The sequence below is a fragment of the Rhodococcus sp. FW305-130 genome, assembly GCF_058788335.1.
Genome location: NZ_JBYTAP010000002.1, coordinates 611,133 through 629,549 on the forward strand (window position 1 = coordinate 611,133; position 18,417 = coordinate 629,549).

Genomic DNA, 18,417 nt, shown 5'->3' on the forward strand with positions numbered 1-18,417 from the left:
CCGCACGTCCTTTCCTTGGCGATCGTCAATACCGGGTCGGAATCCAGTGAAGCGGTTGTTTGGGCGTCTGGTAGCCGTGGGCCTTCTGCCGTTTCGGCAGGGTGATGTCAGTGGATTGCACGGGCTCGTAGGGGATCTGACTCAAAATGTGACTGATGATGTTGAGTCGTCCGCGTTTCTTGTCGTCGTTGTTCGCGACATACCAGGGCGCCCAGCCGGTGTCGGTGAAGCGAAACATCTCGTCGCGGGCACGCGAGTAGTCGTACCAATGACTGAACGACTTCAGATCGAGATTCGACAGCTTCCAGATCTTTCGAGGGTCGTCGATCCGGCTCTGCAGACGTAAGAGCTGCTGTTCTTCGCTGACCTCGAGCCAGTACTTGAGCAGAATGACTCCCGATTCCACGATCGCGCGTTCGACGGTCGGAATGAGCTGGAGAAATTGATGAGCCTGTTCTTCGGTGCAAAAGCCCATCACTCGTTCGACTCCGGCACGGTTGTACCAACTTCGGTCGAAGATGACGATCTCGCCCGCCGCCGGGAGATGTGGGACGTAACGCTGGACATACATCTGCGAGTGCTCTCGCTCGGTCGGCGCTGGTAGAGCAACCACCCGGAACACTCGTGGACTCACGCGTTCGGTGATGGCTTTGATTACTCCGCCCTTCCCCGCGGTATCTCGGCCTTCGAACACGATGCAGACCTTGGCGCCAGACGATTTGACCCACTCCTGCAAAGCCACGAGCTCACCGTGCATCGGCTTGAGTTCGTGGCGGTATACCTTGTTCTTCATCGGTTTTTCTGCGACGAGTGCCGCGTCGTCGTGAAGAATCCGAGCGTTCTTTCCCACTTCCACTCCTTGGAGACGTGAGCGCGCGGGGCATCGTCCGCTCGTATGTGTATGCCCCGTATTCGGTCAACCTATTCTCTCCGGGATCGCGACTCGAATCGTGTTGTTTTCGAGCCCGTTTCGAGTCTTGACGGTGTCAGCGATCGGCGCGAGTATTAATTGATGACTGGCGACGAAGAGTTGCTCCACGTCGAGCGGGTGATCACTCGCCTGATTTCCCGGTATCCGAATGTTCCTCCACCGGAGATCGAAAACAGAGTGCGAACAATTCACCAACGTTTTGCGGGGTGTCGGATACGTGATTTCGTGCCTCTCCTTGTCGAAAAGGCGGCCAGACACGAGATCTCGAACCGGATGATCGTGATTCCGATAATGGATGAACGGTCCGCAGTGCTGAACCCTCTCGAACTGTAGCCGGAACGGACGTCGTCGGCGCATACTGAAATGACCTTGGACCAGGGAGTTTTGGCCGACTGCAGATTTCAGGCGCGGAATGTCAGCCTCCCGAACTCCTTATGTGTAAACCGAGTACAGGGAGCGTTGACATGGAAGGTTTCTGGGAATTCTTCTGGTTCATCTTCGTCTGCTTTGCCTTTGTGGCGTATTTGAGCGTGTTGTTCTCGATCATCACCGACTTGTTCCGTGATCACGAGACTTCGGGTTGGGCCAAGGCGTTGTGGATGATTTTCCTCTTCGTCATTCCATTCTTGTCCGCGATGATCTACGTGGTTGTCAAGAATGACGGAATGACTCGGCGGTCGATGGAGGCCGCTCAACAGCACATACACGCGCAGAGTGACTACATTCGAACCGTCGCCGGCAGGTCTCCGACTCAGCAGATTGCCGACGCCAGAGAGCTTCTCGACTCCGGCGCGATCAACGAAGAGGAATTCCAGGCAATCAAGGCAAAGGCGCTGGCGTAGTTTTTGTATCTTCTGCCCCAGGCCTGGCGTCGTCGGTTCCGGCGTCGTCAGGCCGGGCGTCCTGCGCGGCGGCGCGTGCCGGACGAACCAGCACTTCGAGAGCTACGAGTGCAACCAGCGCAATGACGACGATCCAACCCACGACCAAACCGGTGGGGTAGCGCCAGAAGAGCAGCAACAATGCGGCGATGCCGATGATGGCGCAGCGCAGCGGAACACGAAGCTGATTGGCCCACCGCTCCACCTGATTTGGCGTACGGCCGCTTGAAGAATGCCGGACGAAGTCCAATGCCTGCCCGTAGCCTCGTCGAACGGCGATCGCCGACGACGACCCACCGACCAGGTAGGCGCCGAGCCCGACCACCACGCCGAGGACCGCAACCGCTCGCAGGCTCGTGCGCAGTGGTACCAGAACTGTGTCGATGACGGCAGTCGCGGCGTCTGGCGAGAGGATATCGGTGGGCACACTGTCGAGGTAGATTGCGCGTCCGATGAGAATTCCGATCGCGAGAACCAGCATTCCCAACGCAATCGACAGGCCGACCAGGGACAGTGCGCGGAGCCTGCGACCGGTTGGCGCAACGGCGACAGCGGCTGCCGCGCAAGCGATTCCCAACCACGGCAGCACCGCTGAGACCTTGTCGAGTGCCGAGACGGCTCGCTGAGCCTTCACCAGTTCGGGGGACTGGAAGAGAACAAATTCCTTGTCCACGGAGGGGATTTTGTCTGCGAAGGCGAAGCCGCGGTCGATCAAAGCTGCTTTGACCCTGTCGATGATCGTACTGAGCGAAATGCTGACGGTTCCGCTCTGATCGACTTCGACGGAATTGGGGCCGTAATCTCCGGTCATGACCGAGACCAGTGCGTTGTGCGCCGATCGGTTCGCTTGAATCCACAAGTCCTCGAACTGTTGTGACCGAACGAGCGAGCCCACCGTGTCATGAACAAAGCTCTTTGCCTGGCCGGCGATCACCGGTGCCAACCCCACTACGGCTTGATCCAGACGCGGCGCGTTGGCCGCAAGATTCGACACGTCGGTCAGTGCGGTGAGTGCGTCGGTGGTGAGCCCCTCGACGTCGACACGATCGAAGATCTCGTCGGTGATCTGATTCGTGATCTCGGCCTGAACGGCGGGGTTCTCGCCCAGTGGCGCGACCGTACTGACGTAGCGGTCCGTGTCGAGTATCTGACTACGGGTGAAGCGGGTGGTCACGGACAAGACGGCAAGGAGCGCGACCAACACCAGCAGTATCGCCACGGCAGTCCACCGCAGTCCGTGTCGAGGTGGCCGGGAGACTTGCTCGACGGTCGTTTCGCGGGCTCTGGGAGTCTGCTCTCGAAGTGTTGCAACCTCTTGCCGCAACCTGGCTAGTTCGGCACGTTCGTCCTCCTGGAGTGGGCCGTCGTTCGTGCCGTTTGCCATCATGTTCCTCTCCGGAGGGAAACTACTGCCGCACAGATGAAAACGCTGAATTCGATGGGTGTATCCGAAGTCGAGACCTCAGATCACGTCGGGATTCCATGTCGCGACAGCCCAGATGACGAATACGTCGAGCGCGATGATGGTGATCGACCACCACGGAGAGTGGGGTAGCCACAGGAAATTCGCGAGGATCGAGAGCGAACAGAAGATTATCGCGCCTACCCGTGCCCACGTCGCGCCGGTGAAGAGCATGATTCCGACAGCGGTGACGAGCACGCCGAGTACGAGGTGAATCCATCCCCAGGAGGTGAGGTCGAATTGGTACGCGTATTCAGGGCCGACAACGGTCACATCGTCCTTGGATATCGCCGAGATGCCTTGGAGAATTTCGAGCACGCCGACGGTGACGAGAAGAACGGCTCCGCCCAGCGCGCTTCCTTTTGCCACACCTTGCTTGACCAGTGATTCCTCGGCCATGACCGCCCCTTGGTATCAAGTGCGAAATTGCCTGGCGTAACTCCGTATTGCGACCATTTACGGTGGTGAAGTATCCCGCCACGGGGCAAATCAAACATTTCAGCGCTGGACATCCTCGCGATATTCGCTCGCCCACGAATCCGAGAGGATCTACCGTGACGGCATGGATGTGGAGGACGCAGGCATGACGCCGACGACTGCGCCGGTAACAATTCGGACGGATCGACTGGTGCTTCGTTCCTACCTTCCCGGCGATCATCAGGACCTTCTCACCTTCTACGGGCGTAGCGACGTGTGCCGGTATTTGTCCAACGAACCCTGGAGCCCGGACGATGCGCGAGAGGCAGTGCAGACCAGAATGTCTCGCCGCGACCTGGCAGCGGGCGCGGTGGCTCTTGTTGTCGGATACGAGGGCCGGGTTGTCGGAAGCGTGAGCGCCTGGCTAGTCGAGGAATCGGGTTGCACAGCCGAAACCGCGCACACGGCAGAAGTCGGGTGGGCATTCTCGCCCGAGTTCGGCGGCCGAGGATTCGCGACGGAAGCTGTGACCGCTCTGATCGACCTGGTGTTCGCAACACCCCGATTGCGCCGCGTGGTCGCGCAGATGGATGCGAGAAACGAATCCTCGGCGCGACTCGCGCGGCGAATCGGGTTGCGGCGAGAGGCGCATTTTCGGCAGAACGCGTGGATCAAGAACGAGTGGACCGACACTGTGGTTTTTGCAACGCTGCGCAGTGAGTGGCCTACAAGTCTCTGATCAGGAGGGCCGAGCTGCTACTTCGCAACCAGTTCGGTCAACTGGGGGACCAGCTCGTCAGTTGCCCATGGAACGCTCAAAACGCTGACGTACATGGTGGCGGCTGTCAGGCGATTGTCGGTGATCCACAAGTCCTTCCCGTTGGCGATAACCGGCCACCGTGCGAACAGGGTGTTGGCCAACGTGCTGTCGACTTCCGACTGATCGCTTGCCCATCCGAGATATACGTCGGTGTTGATCGTGTCGAGCTTTTCCATGCTGATGCCGAACAGGAACGAGTCGCCTGCAAAGTTCTTGGCACCGTTGACCACGTCGGGAGCGACTGTGAGTCCGAGGTTTTCGACGAACTTCACGCGCGGATCGTCCGGGCCGTAGATGGCCGTTTCGGTTTCGCCTTCGCGGATGTAAGACCCGAAGGCGAACGTGACTCCATTGAATTCAGGATGGCTGGTCTTCGACTCTTCCACCGTATTCTCGACGGACTTGATCAAATCCGCGGTCTGGGCCGGGCGCCCCAAGGCCTTGCCGACATCGGTGGCGAGGTTTTGCCACGAACTCGGCTGGTACGGCTTGGTGTCGTAGGGGAGTGTCGGGGCGATCGAGCTCAGGCGCTGATAGTCCTGCTCGGAGAAACCGGAGTACGGGGCCAGAATCAGGTCGGGTGCGGCATTGAGGATCTGCTCGAACAGAAGCTCACCGCTGTCGGAGTAGTACGGCGCCGGTGTGGGCAGCGGCTGGCCCGACTTCTCGAGTTCCGCGCGCGTCCACGGGAGGAAGCCGTCGGCGTCGCCGGCCCACGAGTCCTTCTGCATTGCAATCGGAGTGACGCCGAGGGCGATGACAGTGTCGGCCGCTGCGGAATCGAGGGTGAGGATCCTGGTCGGTTCCTTGTCGATGGTGGTGCCGCCGAATGCGTGCTCGATCGTGACGGGGTATGCGCCGTCCTCGACAGCAGATGCCGACGAACTATTTTCCTGGGCGTCCGATGACGACTGCGTGCAGGCGGTCAGAGGCAGTGCGGCCGCCACCATCAGCGCAACGACAATTCGCCTCTTCCGTTGGGGACGAATTCTCTGACGGGCAGATCTGAACACGCGAAACTCCTCGGGATAGATCGGGGAAGTGCTTGCACGACTCAGCGCGGTACGCACATGAGAGCAGGCTTACCTAAGTGAATCTAGGGCGCGTGCGTGTAGCGAAGGGGCCAGCAGATGTCGACAACAGGTCAGGCTCGAGTCAGTTGACAGCGGCGAGCGCATTGCCAGGGGTGTAGCCGACCGTCTTACGAAAAGCAGCGATGAACGAGCTCGACGTCCCGTACCCGACTCGACGGCTGACGGCGTTCACACTCATCCCGGTCCCCAGCATGCCCAGCGCTGTACTCATGCGAACCAGAGTGCGCCATTGCGCAAAACTCAGCGCAAGTTCCGCGGCAAAAATCCGGGTGACCGTGCGTCGGCTGAGGTTGAGAACGTGCGCCCACTGGTCGAGTGACCGATCGTCGGCGGGATCCGACAACACTTTGTCGACGAGTTGTCGAAGCCGGGGATCGCGGGGGATCGGTACGTCGAAGTGAGGTGCCGATGCCGGGGTGAGGAGATCGACACAGACCTGCTGTGCCCGAAGGCGTTGTTCTGCAGGCATTCCGGTATGGGCGAGGTGTATCAGCAGTACCCGGGCTGCCTCACTCAAGGTCACGATGCACGGTTCGTTCCAGGCGGGAGTCCACAACTCGGGGGTGAAGAGAGTGGCGCGGAATGCGACGTGCGGATTGGCCTGACCTTCGTGGAGGACCCCGCGAGGGATCCACAGGCCGACGCCGGGCGTGACGGTCCAGAGTTGATTGTCGATGATCATGTTGACGACGCCGCGGTCGGACCAGATGAGTTCGTGCTCGGCATGAGCGTGCTGTGGCCACTGGATGATGTGGTCGGTCTCGACGATGTACGTCGTCAGTTGGAACGGCGCCGGGACGGCGCGCGCCATCGGAGTGTGGCGGTCGGAATCCGACAGGTGGAGGCCACCGTCGATTTCACGAAGGGCAGGGATCGGCACCGCGGACTACCTCCAAAGCAAAGTTAGGTAAACCTTACACCCTGTTTGCTGGGCTCAGTGGCCCGCACCGAGTTCGATGAGAAGCACGCCTGCCGCGATAAGGCCGATCCCCACGATCATGAGCTTGGTCAGCGGTTCGCGAAAGAGAATGCGGGATGCGATTGCCGTCAGCGCCACCCCGCAAGCAGTCCAGATGCCGTACGCAACGCCGATCGTCAGGCCCGCGTCGAGTGCGAGCGTGAGGAAAGCGAAAGCGGCGAGGTACCCCACGGTGACAACCGCGAGCCATCGTTTGTCGCTGCCGTCCTGCGACGCCATCCGTAGTGACAACGTCGCGGTGACCTCGGAAATAATTGCAGCGATCAGAAATACGAAGGTCATGCCGGGTCCGCCGGCCCGCTGTCGGCAGCAACCTGGGAACCGAGTTCAACGCAGAGGACTCCGCCGATGACCAGGGCAATGCCGACGCCCATGGTGGCTGTCAGGGGGTCGCCGAAAAGGAAAGTCGCGAACACCGCGGTCAGGACAACTCCGGTTGCGCCCCAGATTCCGTATGCAACACCGAGTCCCATGCCCTCCCGCAGGACGAACGACAACGCGGTGAATGCTGCGAGATATCCGCCGACGACCACGACGTACCAGGCGGGGTGATCGAGGGCCGCGCGCAGAGACAGAGTCGCAGACACCTCGGTCAGGATCGCGGTGATCAACAGCAGCCATTTCTTCACGGTTCGGATTCTGTCAGGCTCCACCGATTCCGGTCGCGCACTACGGTCGAGACATGACGTGCGTGCTGCTCGGCGGAATCCGCGAAGGTGACATCCGCCACGATGTGTCCGGTGGCGATATAACCGCGACGCCGATTCTCGACTGGGGCCACGATGACGTGGCTCGCCTCTACGAGGACATTGCAGAAGGTGCGATCCAGTCGGCGCAGGAGTTCCTGGTGTCGGCGCATCGCAGCGTCGCTGCAAATATTCGGCCGGTGTACGGCCTCGACGACCGGCAACCCGTCTCGGTGACATTGAGCCGAGGACGCGGATCCTGCAGTCAGAGACTGGCTATCGTCGAAGCGTTGGCTCGCCGCCGAGGTATCGCCACCCGAGTTCGCGGTCTCGTACTTCGTGGGGAGTTCTGGTACCCGAGATTTCGGCGTCTACATGCGGTGATTCCGAAGTCAGTGCTGCTGGCGTGGCCGGAATTTCTGGTCGACGGACGCTGGCAGGACATCTCCGAGATCGTTTCACCTGCGGTGGTCTCAGCGCTCGAACCGTTCACGAACACCGGCGAGGAGACACTGTTCGACGCGATCGGACGCGCTCCGATCAGTTGGGGCAAATCAATTTCGTGCGATTGCTTGGACTTCTCCGAATTCGTCGACCGTGATCTGGGCACCTTCGAATCTCGCGACAAGCTCTTCGAGGAATTCGGACAGACGATGTCGACCCCCATCAGAATTCTCGTCGATCCGGTTTTCCGGAACTGGAGTGCATCCGGCTGACGCGCGACGCGAGGTCTAGGCTGTTCTGCATGTCTGTGCGTACCCCATTGATCCCTGGAACCGTCTCTCCCGTCCTCGCTGTGCCCTCGAAGATCGAGCGGCCCGAGTACGCGTGGAAGCCGACCGCCAAAGAGGGCAACGAGCCCTGGGTTCAGACGCCGGAGACGATCGAGGCGATGCGCATCGCCAGCAAGATCGCTGCCGGCGCGCTGCAGGAAGCCGGCAAGGCTGTCGCTCCCGGTGTCACGACCGACGAGCTCGACCGCATCGCACACGAGTTCATGCTCGACCACGGCGCATACCCGTCGACGTTGGGCTACAAGAGCTTTCCGAAGTCGTGCTGCACGTCTCTCAACGAGGTGATCTGCCACGGAATCCCCGACTCGACCGTGATCCAGGACGGAGACATAGTCAATATCGACGTCACCGCGTACATCAACGGAGTGCACGGGGACACCAATGCGACGTTCCTCGCCGGTGACGTGTCCGAAGAGAACCGCTTGCTCGTCGAGCGCACACACGAGGCAACGATGCGGGCCATCAAAGCCGTCAAGCCCGGCCGCGCGCTCAACGTGATCGGACGCGTCATCGAGTCCTACGCCCATCGGTTCGGGTACGGCGTCGTCCGGGACTTCACCGGACACGGAATCGGCGAGACCTTCCACAACGGCCTCGTGATCCTGCACTACGACGAGCCCGCGGTTGAGACGATCATCGAACCGGGCATGGTCTTCACGATCGAACCGATGATCAACCTCGGTGGTATCGACTACGAGATCTGGGAGGACGGCTGGACCGTCGTCACCAAGGACCGTAAGTGGACGGCGCAGTTCGAGCACACCTTGGTGGTCACCGAGACCGGTGCAGAGATTCTCACCCTGCCTTGAGTTCGGCGATGCGCGGCGCTCTGCTGGTAGCCGGCACTACTTCCGACGCAGGCAAGAGCGTTCTGGTAGCCGGATTGTGTCGCATGTTGGCGCGTCGAGGCGTCCGAGTGGCGCCGTTCAAGGCACAGAACATGTCGAACAACTCCGTGGTCACGCTGGACGGCGGAGAGATCGGCCGTGCGCAGGCACTTCAGGCGCGGGCATGCGGTCTGGAGCCGAGTGTTCGATTCAATCCCGTGCTGCTCAAGCCGGGGAGTGATCGCACTTCGCAACTGGTCGTTCGGGGCAAGGCGATGACCACGGTGGGTGCTCGCGATTACATGCAGCATCGGCAGTGGCTTCGCGCCGTCGTGGCCGAAGATCTCGAATCGCTTCGATCCGAGTTCGACGTCGTGATCTGTGAAGGCGCCGGTTCACCGGCCGAAATCAACTTGCGCGCAACGGATCTTGCCAACATGGGATTGGCTGAGGCTGCGCAGATTCCGGTCGTCGTCGTCGGTGACATCGATCGCGGCGGCGTCCTGGCCCATCTGTTCGGGACCGTTGCTGTGCTCTCGCCGAGCGACCAGGCATTGATCGCGGGATTTGTGATCAACAAATTCCGCGGTGACGTTGCACTGTTGGAACCCGGACTGGATCAACTGCGCAGCCTCACCGGTCGACCCACTCTCGGAGTGATCCCGTTTGCCGACGATCTTTGGCTCGACGCCGAGGATTCGCTTGGCGTCACCGGCAACGCCCCGGTAGGGCGCCCTGGCCCACCCGTCGGTTCGGCCTGGCTCACCGTTGCTGCGGTTCGGCTCCCCCGCATCTCCAACTCGACGGATGTCGAGGCGCTGGCATGTGAACCGGGCGTGGCAGTTTCGTGGGTGACCGATCCGTCGCGGATCCGCGACGCAGACCTCGTGGTGATCCCCGGTAGTAAGTCCACCGTGAGTGACCTCGAGTGGTTGCGGAGTACCGGCCTGGCTGACGAGATCATCGCCCGAGCGGGCCGCGGGCAGGCGGTGCTGGGAGTCTGCGGCGGATACCAGATGCTGGGTAATTCGATCGTCGACGAGGTCGAATCAGGATCAGGGACCACCGCAGGACTCGGTCTGCTGGACCTCGACATCGAATTCGCTTCGGACAAAGTGCTGGCGCAGGTAACCGGTTCCGCCGACGGTATCTCGGTGTCGGGGTACGAGATTCATCACGGACGCGTCGTGCACAACGGGGACCGTCCATTGCTGGCGGACTCGGGCGGTGTGCCGGAAGGCAGTGTGCGAGGGTCTGTTCGAGGGACACACTGGCATGGTCTCCTGGAAAGTGACGACTTTCGGCGCAGCCTTCTGCGTGAGATCGCGGTTCCCGGTTTTGTTGCTGCACCCGACACCTCGGTTGCCGCGGTGCGAGAACAACAACTCGACCTTCTCGCTGATCTCGTCGAGCAGCACCTCGATCAGGATCTACTCGAGAAACTGATCAACGGTGGGGCGCCGATCGGGCTTCCCGTCATTGCCTCCGCACTCGAAGCCTGAGAGCGCTCCCGCGGGCGTCGACGTGGACGCGGTAGAATAGCCAGGCCTCACTCCCGCGACGGCTCCCTAGTAGGAGTGTGCGCGGTGACAGATCAATTCGACGGCTTGCTTACCGACTTCAGTGACGAGGTGCTGGTCGACTCGGCAATGCTCGGCGATCATGCGGCCTTCGACGTCATCGTTCGCCGATACGGCCCGCACTTGTATCGATTTGCCCGTCGACTCGTCACCAGTGAGAGTGACGTCGACGACATCGTCCAGGAAACCTGCGTTGCCGCCTGGCGCCAACTTCCGGGGTTTCAGCGGCGCTCGAGCATCAAGACCTGGTTGTTCGCGATCTGCTCTCGCAAGATCGCGGATGTCCATCGAAAAGTCGGCTCCTGCGCCGCCGATGTGGACGGACTTCGGGACGAAGTCGATACTCGATTGCGCGATCCGAGCGAGGAAGTATGCGGCACAGCATTTCTCGACGCTCTTGAAGCCGAACTCGATCGTCTACCGCTGCGTCAGCGCGCCGCCTGGGTCTTGCGGGAAGTGGAGGGCATGACGTATCCACAGATCGCAGTTGTCCTGGAACTGAGTCCGGACGCGGTTCGTGGCCAACACACTCGGGCGAGGCGGAATCTGGGTCTCGCGCTCGACCGATGGCGATGACGACTCGGCGGTTTGCCGGGTTCTGTCACCGAACTCACTCTCCTGACGGCCCGGGTAGCTGGAAGAATGCTTCGTCGTGGATACCGCTTTCGACCCCAGAGGCTTCGACCCGAGAACCGAGGATTCGGTGCCGTCGGTAATGCCGGACGATGCGACGGCAACGGGTGCTGACGTCGCCGTCGAGGCTGCGGAAACTCGGCTGACTGCAAGCGCGGTCCGGGAGTTGCTGGCAGCGCTCGGAGGAAGTATCGGCGACGAGGACGAACTCGTGGTTTTGCTCCAGCGCGCCGTCGAAATCGCGAACGACGCCATCGAGGGCGCCGACAGCATCGGCGTCACCATCGATCTGGCCGGGCAGACCTACACCGCCGTTCATACCGATTCGCGGACTCTGCGTGTCGACATCGAGCAATACGACGCCGGCGACGGACCATGTCTGCACGCCGCTCGAACCGGTGAAACCGTTGTCGTCGATGCCGAGACCAGCGCGGAACGCTGGCCGCGGTTCGCGGCGGCGGCGAAGGACGAAGGGATCAAGTCCTTTCTCGCGGCGCCGCTTTTCACGCCGGATCAGCGACTGGGTTCGTTCAACCTGTACGGACGCGCCTCAGCGGCATTCGACCGCGTCGACGCGGATGTCATGGAGATTCTCACGACAACGGTCTCACGCGCGATCGGCGACTTCTCTCGTTTCAAGTCCGCCAAGGCGGTGGCTGATGCCTTGCAACGTGCGCTCGAGACCCGGGCGCCGATCGAACAGGCCAAAGGCATGCTGATGGCCATCCATCGGATCGACGCCGACACCGCATTTCACATGCTGCGCAAGCAGTCTCAGACGACGAATACCCGGTTGCGCGACGTGGCAGCCGAGATCGTCGAGACGTATTCGGCGCCGCCTACCGCTGTCTAGTTCGAGGGGGACCGACGTACAGCCTCGAGCGCGACGACGACGCCCGCGGCGACAACCACGTGCATCAGCGCGAGCATGACCGTGCTGGCGGCGTCGAAGTCCGCGGCAATGGTCAAAGCGATGGTGCCGAGCGCCACGACTGCACCCACGATCTGGGCGATGCGGATGATCGGCTCCCACTTCAGTGAGATCAACATTGCGACCGACAAACCGACCAGCAGTGGCACCACCGTCAATGTGATGACCCCACCAGGCGCGACGCTCGCCGGCTTTCCCTGATCTGTCATCTCGAATGATCCGCCCAATGCGAGGCCGATCAACCACAGGATCAGATTGACGACGAGAGCAATTACCGTGGCGCCGAGTACGGCACGTGGCTTGGTGACGTGGAGGTTGTGTGCGGTTGACGTGATTGCAGACATGGTGTTCTCCCGGCTCGATGCGATGGTCTTGTGACGTCGCTCTGGTGAATAGACCCGCCGGCTGGGAGAAACTCATCGCTGAGGTTGACTATTGCCCGTCGATGACGGGCACTGCGGTGCCGGTGACCGAGATACCGCCGTCGACTGGGATGTCGACCTCGAGCACACTGGGACGCCCGACGTGTCGGCCCTGGTGGATGGTGATCCGCCGCGGAGTGGCCGCGGGTTCGAGGTGGATGGTGATCCGCCGCGGAGTGGCCGCGGGTTCGAGTTTGCGCAGGTAACCGCCGGTCGACGCCGCTGCGGACCCGGTTGCGGGATCCTCGACGATGTTTCCCACCGGAAACAGATTTCGGGCTTCGAAGGTGTTGTCGTCGAGGGGGTGCAGGATTGTCACCGTGCCGGCCCACCCCTGCGCGTCCATCAGAATTCGCATTGCGGATGGATCGAAGGTGAACTCGTCGAATGTCGACTGATCACGAAGTACGACGATCGGGTGAGTGTTGCCGGCGTACGAGAGCATTGCGGGATACCGCGCGTCGAGCGCAGACGAATCGACGCCGATGAGCCCGAGCAGCGCTGTCAGCACGGCGTGATCGATCGGCGAGACCGACGGTTCGACGCTGGTGAAGGTCGCGGTCGACCTTCCGTCCTCGTCGGTCGCCGTGTCGATGGATACCGGTCCGATCGGTGTTTCGAATGTGAAGGTTCCGTCGCCGTCTCGTTCGGTGAGAGCGATGGCCGTCGCAATAGTGGCATGACCGCAGAACGGTACTTCGGCGATAGGGGAGAAGTACCGGATCCGGCTGTGGCGCGGGTTGCCTCCGAGTTCCGGTTCGATGAGGAACGCCGTCTCGGCATACCCGACTTCGGCTGCAACGGATTGTAATTCGGGGTCGTCGAGCCCGCGGGCGTCGAGCAGCACGCCGGCGGGATTACCGCCGGCCGGATCCGAACTGAACGCAGTCAGTCGGAGGATGTCGTGAGAAGTTGCCATGCCGACCATCTTTGTCCGCTGTCGTCCATCGGGGGAAGAGACATCGCGCGATTGCGGTCCGCGATCTTCGAACTGGACTGCCTCCGGAACAAACCGGCCGCACGGCGTGGTTGGTGCAGATATGAGCAATGACACAGACATCGCCGAAGCGTTGTTCGCACTCGTGGCCCTGGGAAAACAAGGCGTGCTGGCAACCGTCAAGCGTGACGGCCGCCCACAGTTGTCCAACATCATTTACCGCTGGGACGTCGAGTCGAAGACGGCTTCCGTGTCCATCACAGCCGATCGCGCCAAGAGTAAAAATGCGATCCGCGATCCGCGGGTTTCCCTTCACGTCAGCGCGCCCGACTTCTGGAGCTACGCCGTGATCGAAGGACTTGCCGTGGTGACACCCGTCGCGGCCGATCCTCACGACGAAGTGTCTGACGCACTGGTCGAGCTGTACCGGGACATCAGCGGCCAGGAGCATCCTGATTGGGAGGAGTACCGCGAAGCAATGGTTGCGGAGCGTCGACAGATCCTCACGGTGCGCGCTGATCACGTCTACGGAATGACGAGGCTCCCCAAGCCGTCCGGCACCTGAACTGCGTTCGTTCAGGTAGGAGATAACGTTACGAGTTAATATGTAATGGTGAAAACCGAGTCTCCCGCCCGTATCGGACGACCACGCGACCCAGGCAAGGACGCGGCTGTGCTGCTTGCAGCTCGCACACTGCTGGCCGAAGTCGGGTATCAGCAGACGACCATTTCGGCGATTGCCAGGACTGCCGGTGTCAATACGCCGGCCATCTACCGTCGCTGGCCGTCACGGGAAGCCCTGATCGAAGAAGCAGTGCATGGACCGGGCGGACATCCGTTGCCTCGGTCGACCGGTGATTTGCGGGTGGATCTGACGACGTGGGTGCACATCTTCCTGGTCCGCGCTGCCCGACCCGCGGCGCGGGCCGGAGTTCCTGGCCTGCTTGCCGATTCGCGGACGGTGGAGGCGCGACAACGTCTGTTGGCTATCGGTGCGCCGGTTCGTGCAGCGTTTCAGGATCTGCTGGACGACGCGGTGAGGCGTGGTGAGATCCCGGCAGGTGCAGACGCGATGTTCTTGTTCGATCTGCTGGCCGGAACGACGACAATGCAGGGGCTGACCCGTGGGCTCGAGGGTCAGGACGGCTTTGTAGATGCCCTCGCACGATCTCTGTACGTCCTGGCTGCGCATCCGGCCGATGCCGTCGGGACGGAAGCGGTGGGGCAATGATCTCGGTTTCGGTGGACGGCGGCGTTGCCGTCGTGACCCTCGACAGGCCTGACAAACGGAATGCCTTCAACAAGCACATGGGTCGAGACTTGGGGCAGGCGTACCGAAAGCTCGACGAAGACGATTCCGTTCGCGTGATCGTGCTGACCGGTGCGCCACCAGCATTCTGCGCGGGTGCAGATCTTGGCGACGGCGCCGGCAGCTTCGATTCACCTGACGGCGAGCAGTTTTCGTCATCACCGGTGGATCCGCCGGCGTTCGAGTTGCGAAAGCCGGTCATCGCGGCGGTGAACGGACATGCGATCGGAATCGGCCTCACCATCGCGATGCAGGCCGATATCAGAATCTTTGCAGCTGACGCCAAGTATGCAATTCCGCAGGTTCGCCTCGGTGTGTTGCCGGATGCGATGGCGCATTGGACGGTTCCGCGCATCGCCGGAATGGCTGTGGCCGCCGACATTCTTTTGACTGGAAGGACGTTCGACGGAGCCGAGGCAATCGCGCTCGGGTTGGGTAGCCGTTGCCTGCCCGCCGGCGAAGTGCTTTCGGCGGCGTTGGTGATCGCCCGAGACATTGCGACGAACACTGCACCGATGTCGGTGGCACTCTCGAAGCGACTGCTCTGGCAGAGCCAGAGCAGCAGCTGTCGACCGGAGACGGTGGCGGCCATCGAAACGGACCTGCATCTACGCGTCATGGGGAAGCCGGACGCGGTGGAAGGTGTTCGTGCATTCATGGAACGGCGCACGCCTGTGTGGGTTTCGCGCTTGTCCGCCGAGTGGCAGGAAATCCCGTCGGAATGATTCGGGAGCCTTGCGGAAAATCACACGCGGACGACTACGCGTCTCGCAGCAACTGTTCGAGACGATGTTTGCAGAACGCGGTGATATCCGTATGTTCGCCGAGTTGGAGATGTGTGGACAGGCGCAGGAGCGGAACAGCGAGCAGAACCGCAGCGAGTACCTCGTTGAACAAAAGGTTCTCGACCCTCCAGCCGGTCAGTTCCTCGTAGCGGGCAATGGTCTCTTCTCGGCTGGGAGTGCCTGGCAAAGGTGTGTGTCCCTCGAATTCGCTACACGCCCAATCGAGAAACAACAGCCAGGCGAGGTCGGCCTCGTGATCGCCGAGGTAGGCCATCTCCCAGTCGAGAACCCCGGCGATCGACTGGTCCGGGCCGTAGAGGATGTTCGACATCCGGGCATCGCCCCAGCACAGTGTCACATGTTCGGGTTGGTAGATGTTCTCCCTCAGCCAGGCCAATGCTTTGTCGAATATCGGCGGTAGGTCCGGCGATGCCCAACGAACGGCCCAGTCGAGGTAGTTCACCGCCTGTTCGACCGGATGGGTGCCGAACTTGGGGTAGGAGAGGAATCCGAGCTCGAGCTTGTCCAGGTCCAAGCGATGAATCTGCGCAATCGTCTCGACGCATCCCCACCACATCTTCGCTCGGCCTGCCTCGTCGGCTTCGAAGTAGGTCCCGGCACTGTGATACGACGGAAAGTCGCTGGGCGCCTCGGCATTACCGATGCGGTCCATGACGTAATAGGGGCTGCCGAGTGGGTTGTCACCGCTGTCGATCCACCGAACGTGGGGGACTGCGAGGTCGGTCTTCGCGAGCCTTTGTGTCACGAGGAACTGGCGGCGGAGGTCGTAGTCGGGGAACAGCGAAACTTCCGGTGGACGTCGGAAAACAAAACCACTCGACTCGCCAGTGGCGTCATCGAGGTCGAACAGGTATGTCTCCGTCGAGAATCCGCGCTCGGTGCGCTTGAAGTTGACGATCTTGGCGTCTCGAGTACCCGGAATGTGCTCCCGGACAAGTGGTTCAAGGGCGGGTGCGATGTCTTCTGTGGCTGTTCGGTCAGTCATTGTTCGTACCTGTCCGTGTGTTGCTCCAATCGGTGTACCCGTAGCGGGGATTCACGCCCATGAAGACCATTTCCACGAGCCCGTATCCGACTTTGTCTCCCATGCGGACCTCGCACAGCGTCTCGCTGAGCATGCTCACCTGCCGGATTTCATCGAGGTTCGTGATGTCGACGGTGAAGCTGTCGCTGAAGTCCTTGCCGCGGTACATGCCGGAGGCGTACCCCCGGTACTCGTCGTAACCGGCCAGTCCGGGCCAGAAATCGCACACTGGATTCACCTCGATCACGTCGGTGGTCCGGTCCGCGCGGTGCACGGTGAAAGTGCCGGATTCGACCACCCGCATGTCGTCACGGAATTTCAGGTCGTGCTCGACGTCGATGATCGGTAGCGCGTCCTTGCCGGAACCGATCGGGAAGAGCACCTCGCCCTCGAACTGCCAGCGCGCGCCGGTACTGGTTTCGCGCTGCGCGAAATGCACTACCTCGTCGTCGAATTGGAATATCCCCATGTAATAGAGGACTCCGTCCGGAACCTCGGACGGCTGCAGGTTCGCGCCCTCGGACAGACTGCCGCCGCCACCGCCGTGTCGTACGCCCCACGAGTGATCGCGGCCGAACCACCAGTTGTCCGGATCGATGTCGATGCGGGTGCCGTCGATTTCGATCCAACCCGTGATGGTGCCGTTCTGGTAGAAGCGTCGGGCGTCTTCGCGAACGCGGCCGCGCGTGCGATGGAACGCTGCCGTCTGCTCGTACACCGGGAAGTCGCCGTGGAAGTCGAGTTGCAGGCTCAATCCGTGTTCGTTTGCGTCGACCGTGGAACGTACCTGGCGGAGTGGTTCGACGATTTCATAGGTGTACGGCCCTACACTCCACGCTGCCAGTCCTCCGGTCTGAGGGTTCAACTCGGTGGACAGGCGCACCACGCGGGCTTCCTCACCCTTGCGCGTCACCATCGCGTAGGCGTCGAGGACGTTGCGGTTCGGGTATTTGGCCAGTCCCGTCATGATGCTGATCTCGCCCGTTTTGTCGAAGCCGTACATCACGATGCGTTCGGTCCAGCGCAGGTCACTTTGGGAGACGTGGTCGAGTGTCGTCGAGAGTTGATGAATGAGTAGTTCGTCGTGCGGTGTGATCACAGTCGGTCCTTGTGTCGACGGAGTGGGGTGTTCACAATCTATTACGGAGCGCTACGCAACGTAATGGTTTTCGGCGAAACCGGTCGGGTACTGTCCGCAGTTGTGGACGAACGCAAAGATCGACGCATCGGCACCGTCGGAGTCGGGCGCCCTCGAGATCCGCAGGTGGACGACGCCATCCTCACCGCCGCCCGCGAGTTGCTGGCGGAGCAGGGTTACCAGAAGACCACGATCACAGCCATCGCGCGAAGGGCCGAACTGGGCACTGCCGCAATTTATCGGCGCTGGGCGACCAAGGAATCCATCATCGAGGATGCGGTCTTCGGAATGCAGGATGCTGCGCTACCGGTGACCACGTCGAATTTGCGTGACGACATGCAGGCCTGGACGAGATGGTTCCTCGCGAGAGTTGCCGAACCGGCAACGCGCGCAGCGATTCCCGGCCTGCTGTCGGCCTACCATCAAGAAGACGGCGCCTACGAACAACTGGTTCGGAGATCGGAAGACCCGGCCCGGCTCGCACTCGCCGAGCGAGTGCGTGTCGAATTTCCCGAGCGGTCCGACGCGGAAATCGTGTCGACCGCCGATGTGGCCTTCGACATTCTCGTTGCAACCACCATCGTGCGGGGCCTTACGAGTGGCCTCGCCGACGGTGACGCGTTCTGCGCGCGCACTGCGGACGCACTGGTTCTGCTGGTTACGTCGACGGGAACCGAGATCAGCCGGCAATGAGATCAGCCGGCAATGAGGGGCTGACCGAGGCGCTTCCTCCGGTCAGGCGCTCG

The 18,417-nt window shown here is 61.5% G+C and carries 23 protein-coding genes; 12 read left to right on the forward strand and 11 right to left on the reverse strand.

What is annotated here, in order from left to right; all coding sequences use genetic code 11:
* Nucleotides 1–25: 25 nt before the first annotated feature.
* Nucleotides 26–793 (reverse strand): polyphosphate kinase 2, encoded by a 768-nt coding sequence (gene ppk2 / locus AC3WQS_RS09000; protein ID WP_153212522.1) that lies wholly within the window; start codon nt 791–793, stop codon nt 26–28.
* A 219-nt stretch (nt 794–1,012) separates the two neighbouring features.
* Between ppk2 and AC3WQS_RS09005 the strand changes: the two genes are divergently transcribed.
* Both AC3WQS_RS09005 and AC3WQS_RS09010 read left to right on the forward strand, forming a co-directional pair.
* Complete coding sequence (locus AC3WQS_RS09005; protein ID WP_019748020.1) at nt 1,013–1,264, forward strand: three-helix bundle dimerization domain-containing protein; 252 nt, start codon at nt 1,013–1,015, stop codon at nt 1,262–1,264.
* 131 nt (nt 1,265–1,395) lie between these two features.
* A complete protein-coding gene (locus AC3WQS_RS09010; protein WP_020969370.1) occupies nt 1,396–1,773 on the forward strand; it encodes an SHOCT domain-containing protein in 378 nt (125 codons plus the stop codon).
* Here the strand turns inward: AC3WQS_RS09010 and AC3WQS_RS09015 are convergent.
* Complete coding sequence (locus tag AC3WQS_RS09015; RefSeq protein WP_492712510.1) at nt 1,751–3,196, reverse strand: hypothetical protein; 1,446 nt, start codon at nt 3,194–3,196, stop codon at nt 1,751–1,753. The genes AC3WQS_RS09010 and AC3WQS_RS09015 overlap by 23 nt on opposite strands.
* 78 nt (nt 3,197–3,274) lie before the next feature.
* A complete protein-coding gene (locus tag AC3WQS_RS09020; RefSeq protein ID WP_019748023.1) occupies nt 3,275–3,673 on the reverse strand; it encodes a DUF7144 family membrane protein in 399 nt (132 codons plus the stop codon).
* 163 nt (nt 3,674–3,836) lie between these two features.
* Here AC3WQS_RS09020 and AC3WQS_RS09025 point away from each other — a divergent pair, with 163 nt between their 5' ends.
* Nucleotides 3,837–4,430 carry a GNAT family N-acetyltransferase gene (locus tag AC3WQS_RS09025; RefSeq protein ID WP_492712496.1) on the forward strand — a complete coding sequence of 198 codons (594 nt, stop codon included), beginning with the start codon at nt 3,837–3,839 and terminating at the stop codon, nt 4,428–4,430.
* 17 nt (nt 4,431–4,447) lie between these two features.
* Here AC3WQS_RS09025 and AC3WQS_RS09030 read toward each other — a convergent pair whose 3' ends face one another.
* From AC3WQS_RS09030 to AC3WQS_RS09045, 4 genes are all read right to left on the reverse strand, one after another.
* Nucleotides 4,448–5,524 carry an ABC transporter substrate-binding protein gene (locus AC3WQS_RS09030; RefSeq protein WP_223257885.1) on the reverse strand — a complete coding sequence of 359 codons (1,077 nt, stop codon included), beginning with the start codon at nt 5,522–5,524 and terminating at the stop codon, nt 4,448–4,450.
* 142 nt (nt 5,525–5,666) lie between these two features.
* Entirely contained in the window at nt 5,667–6,485 is an 819-nt protein-coding gene (locus AC3WQS_RS09035; RefSeq protein WP_492712495.1) for a helix-turn-helix transcriptional regulator, read from the reverse strand.
* 54 nt (nt 6,486–6,539) lie between these two features.
* Nucleotides 6,540–6,866 (reverse strand): DMT family transporter, encoded by a 327-nt coding sequence (locus tag AC3WQS_RS09040; protein ID WP_019748027.1) that lies wholly within the window; start codon nt 6,864–6,866, stop codon nt 6,540–6,542.
* Complete coding sequence (locus AC3WQS_RS09045) at nt 6,863–7,213, reverse strand: DMT family transporter (RefSeq protein ID WP_019748028.1); 351 nt, start codon at nt 7,211–7,213, stop codon at nt 6,863–6,865. The genes AC3WQS_RS09040 and AC3WQS_RS09045 overlap by 4 nt, the downstream gene beginning before the upstream one ends.
* 53 nt (nt 7,214–7,266) lie before the next feature.
* Here AC3WQS_RS09045 and AC3WQS_RS09050 point away from each other — a divergent pair, with 53 nt between their 5' ends.
* The 5 genes from AC3WQS_RS09050 (at nt 7,267) to AC3WQS_RS09070 (ending at nt 11,957) form a co-directional block, all read left to right on the forward strand.
* A complete protein-coding gene (locus AC3WQS_RS09050; RefSeq protein WP_046378409.1) occupies nt 7,267–7,986 on the forward strand; it encodes a transglutaminase domain-containing protein in 720 nt (239 codons plus the stop codon).
* Between the two features lie 29 nt (nt 7,987–8,015).
* Complete coding sequence (map, locus tag AC3WQS_RS09055; RefSeq protein ID WP_492712494.1) at nt 8,016–8,873, forward strand: type I methionyl aminopeptidase; 858 nt, start codon at nt 8,016–8,018, stop codon at nt 8,871–8,873.
* An 8-nt stretch (nt 8,874–8,881) separates the two neighbouring features.
* Nucleotides 8,882–10,393 carry a cobyric acid synthase gene (locus AC3WQS_RS09060; RefSeq protein WP_060939577.1) on the forward strand — a complete coding sequence of 504 codons (1,512 nt, stop codon included), beginning with the start codon at nt 8,882–8,884 and terminating at the stop codon, nt 10,391–10,393.
* A gap of 84 nt (nt 10,394–10,477) precedes the next feature.
* Nucleotides 10,478–11,047, forward strand: a complete 570-nt coding sequence (locus tag AC3WQS_RS09065; protein ID WP_020969378.1) for an RNA polymerase sigma factor — start codon at nt 10,478–10,480, stop codon at nt 11,045–11,047.
* Between the two features lie 76 nt (nt 11,048–11,123).
* Nucleotides 11,124–11,957, forward strand: coding sequence for a GAF and ANTAR domain-containing protein (locus tag AC3WQS_RS09070; protein WP_019748033.1), 834 nt, complete (start codon nt 11,124–11,126; stop codon nt 11,955–11,957).
* Here AC3WQS_RS09070 and AC3WQS_RS09075 read toward each other — a convergent pair.
* Entirely contained in the window at nt 11,954–12,379 is a 426-nt protein-coding gene (locus tag AC3WQS_RS09075; protein ID WP_029255162.1) for a DUF6069 family protein, read from the reverse strand. The genes AC3WQS_RS09070 and AC3WQS_RS09075 overlap by 4 nt on opposite strands.
* Before the next feature lie 88 nt (nt 12,380–12,467).
* Nucleotides 12,468–13,376, reverse strand: coding sequence for a PhzF family phenazine biosynthesis protein (locus AC3WQS_RS09080; RefSeq protein WP_492712493.1), 909 nt, complete (start codon nt 13,374–13,376; stop codon nt 12,468–12,470).
* A gap of 121 nt (nt 13,377–13,497) precedes the next feature.
* Here AC3WQS_RS09080 and AC3WQS_RS09085 point away from each other — a divergent pair, with 121 nt between their 5' ends.
* Genes AC3WQS_RS09085 through AC3WQS_RS09095 form a run of 3 tightly spaced genes read left to right on the forward strand, consistent with a single transcriptional unit; the run spans nt 13,498 to nt 15,428 of the window.
* A complete protein-coding gene (locus tag AC3WQS_RS09085; protein WP_492712492.1) occupies nt 13,498–13,959 on the forward strand; it encodes a PPOX class F420-dependent oxidoreductase in 462 nt (153 codons plus the stop codon).
* A gap of 48 nt (nt 13,960–14,007) precedes the next feature.
* The gene (locus tag AC3WQS_RS09090; RefSeq protein ID WP_492712491.1) at nt 14,008–14,625 is read left to right on the forward strand and encodes a TetR/AcrR family transcriptional regulator; all 618 of its coding nucleotides are present in this window, start codon (nt 14,008–14,010) and stop codon (nt 14,623–14,625) included.
* Nucleotides 14,622–15,428: an enoyl-CoA hydratase/isomerase family protein gene (locus tag AC3WQS_RS09095; protein WP_492712490.1), complete on the forward strand. Its 807-nt coding sequence runs from the start codon at nt 14,622–14,624 to the stop codon at nt 15,426–15,428. Before AC3WQS_RS09090 ends, AC3WQS_RS09095 begins: the two co-directional genes overlap by 4 nt.
* A 34-nt stretch (nt 15,429–15,462) precedes the next feature.
* Here AC3WQS_RS09095 and AC3WQS_RS09100 read toward each other — a convergent pair whose 3' ends face one another.
* Together AC3WQS_RS09100 and AC3WQS_RS09105 are read right to left on the reverse strand one after the other, a co-directional pair.
* Nucleotides 15,463–16,494 carry a phosphotransferase family protein gene (locus AC3WQS_RS09100; protein WP_492712489.1) on the reverse strand — a complete coding sequence of 344 codons (1,032 nt, stop codon included), beginning with the start codon at nt 16,492–16,494 and terminating at the stop codon, nt 15,463–15,465.
* Complete coding sequence (locus AC3WQS_RS09105) at nt 16,487–17,632, reverse strand: Rv3169 family protein (RefSeq protein WP_020969382.1); 1,146 nt, start codon at nt 17,630–17,632, stop codon at nt 16,487–16,489. Before AC3WQS_RS09105 ends, AC3WQS_RS09100 begins: the two co-directional genes overlap by 8 nt.
* 27 nt (nt 17,633–17,659) lie before the next feature.
* Between AC3WQS_RS09105 and AC3WQS_RS09110 the strand changes: the two genes are divergently transcribed.
* Entirely contained in the window at nt 17,660–18,364 is a 705-nt protein-coding gene (locus tag AC3WQS_RS09110) for a TetR/AcrR family transcriptional regulator (RefSeq protein WP_223257887.1), read from the forward strand.
* The last annotated feature ends 53 nt before the right edge of the window (nt 18,365–18,417 follow it).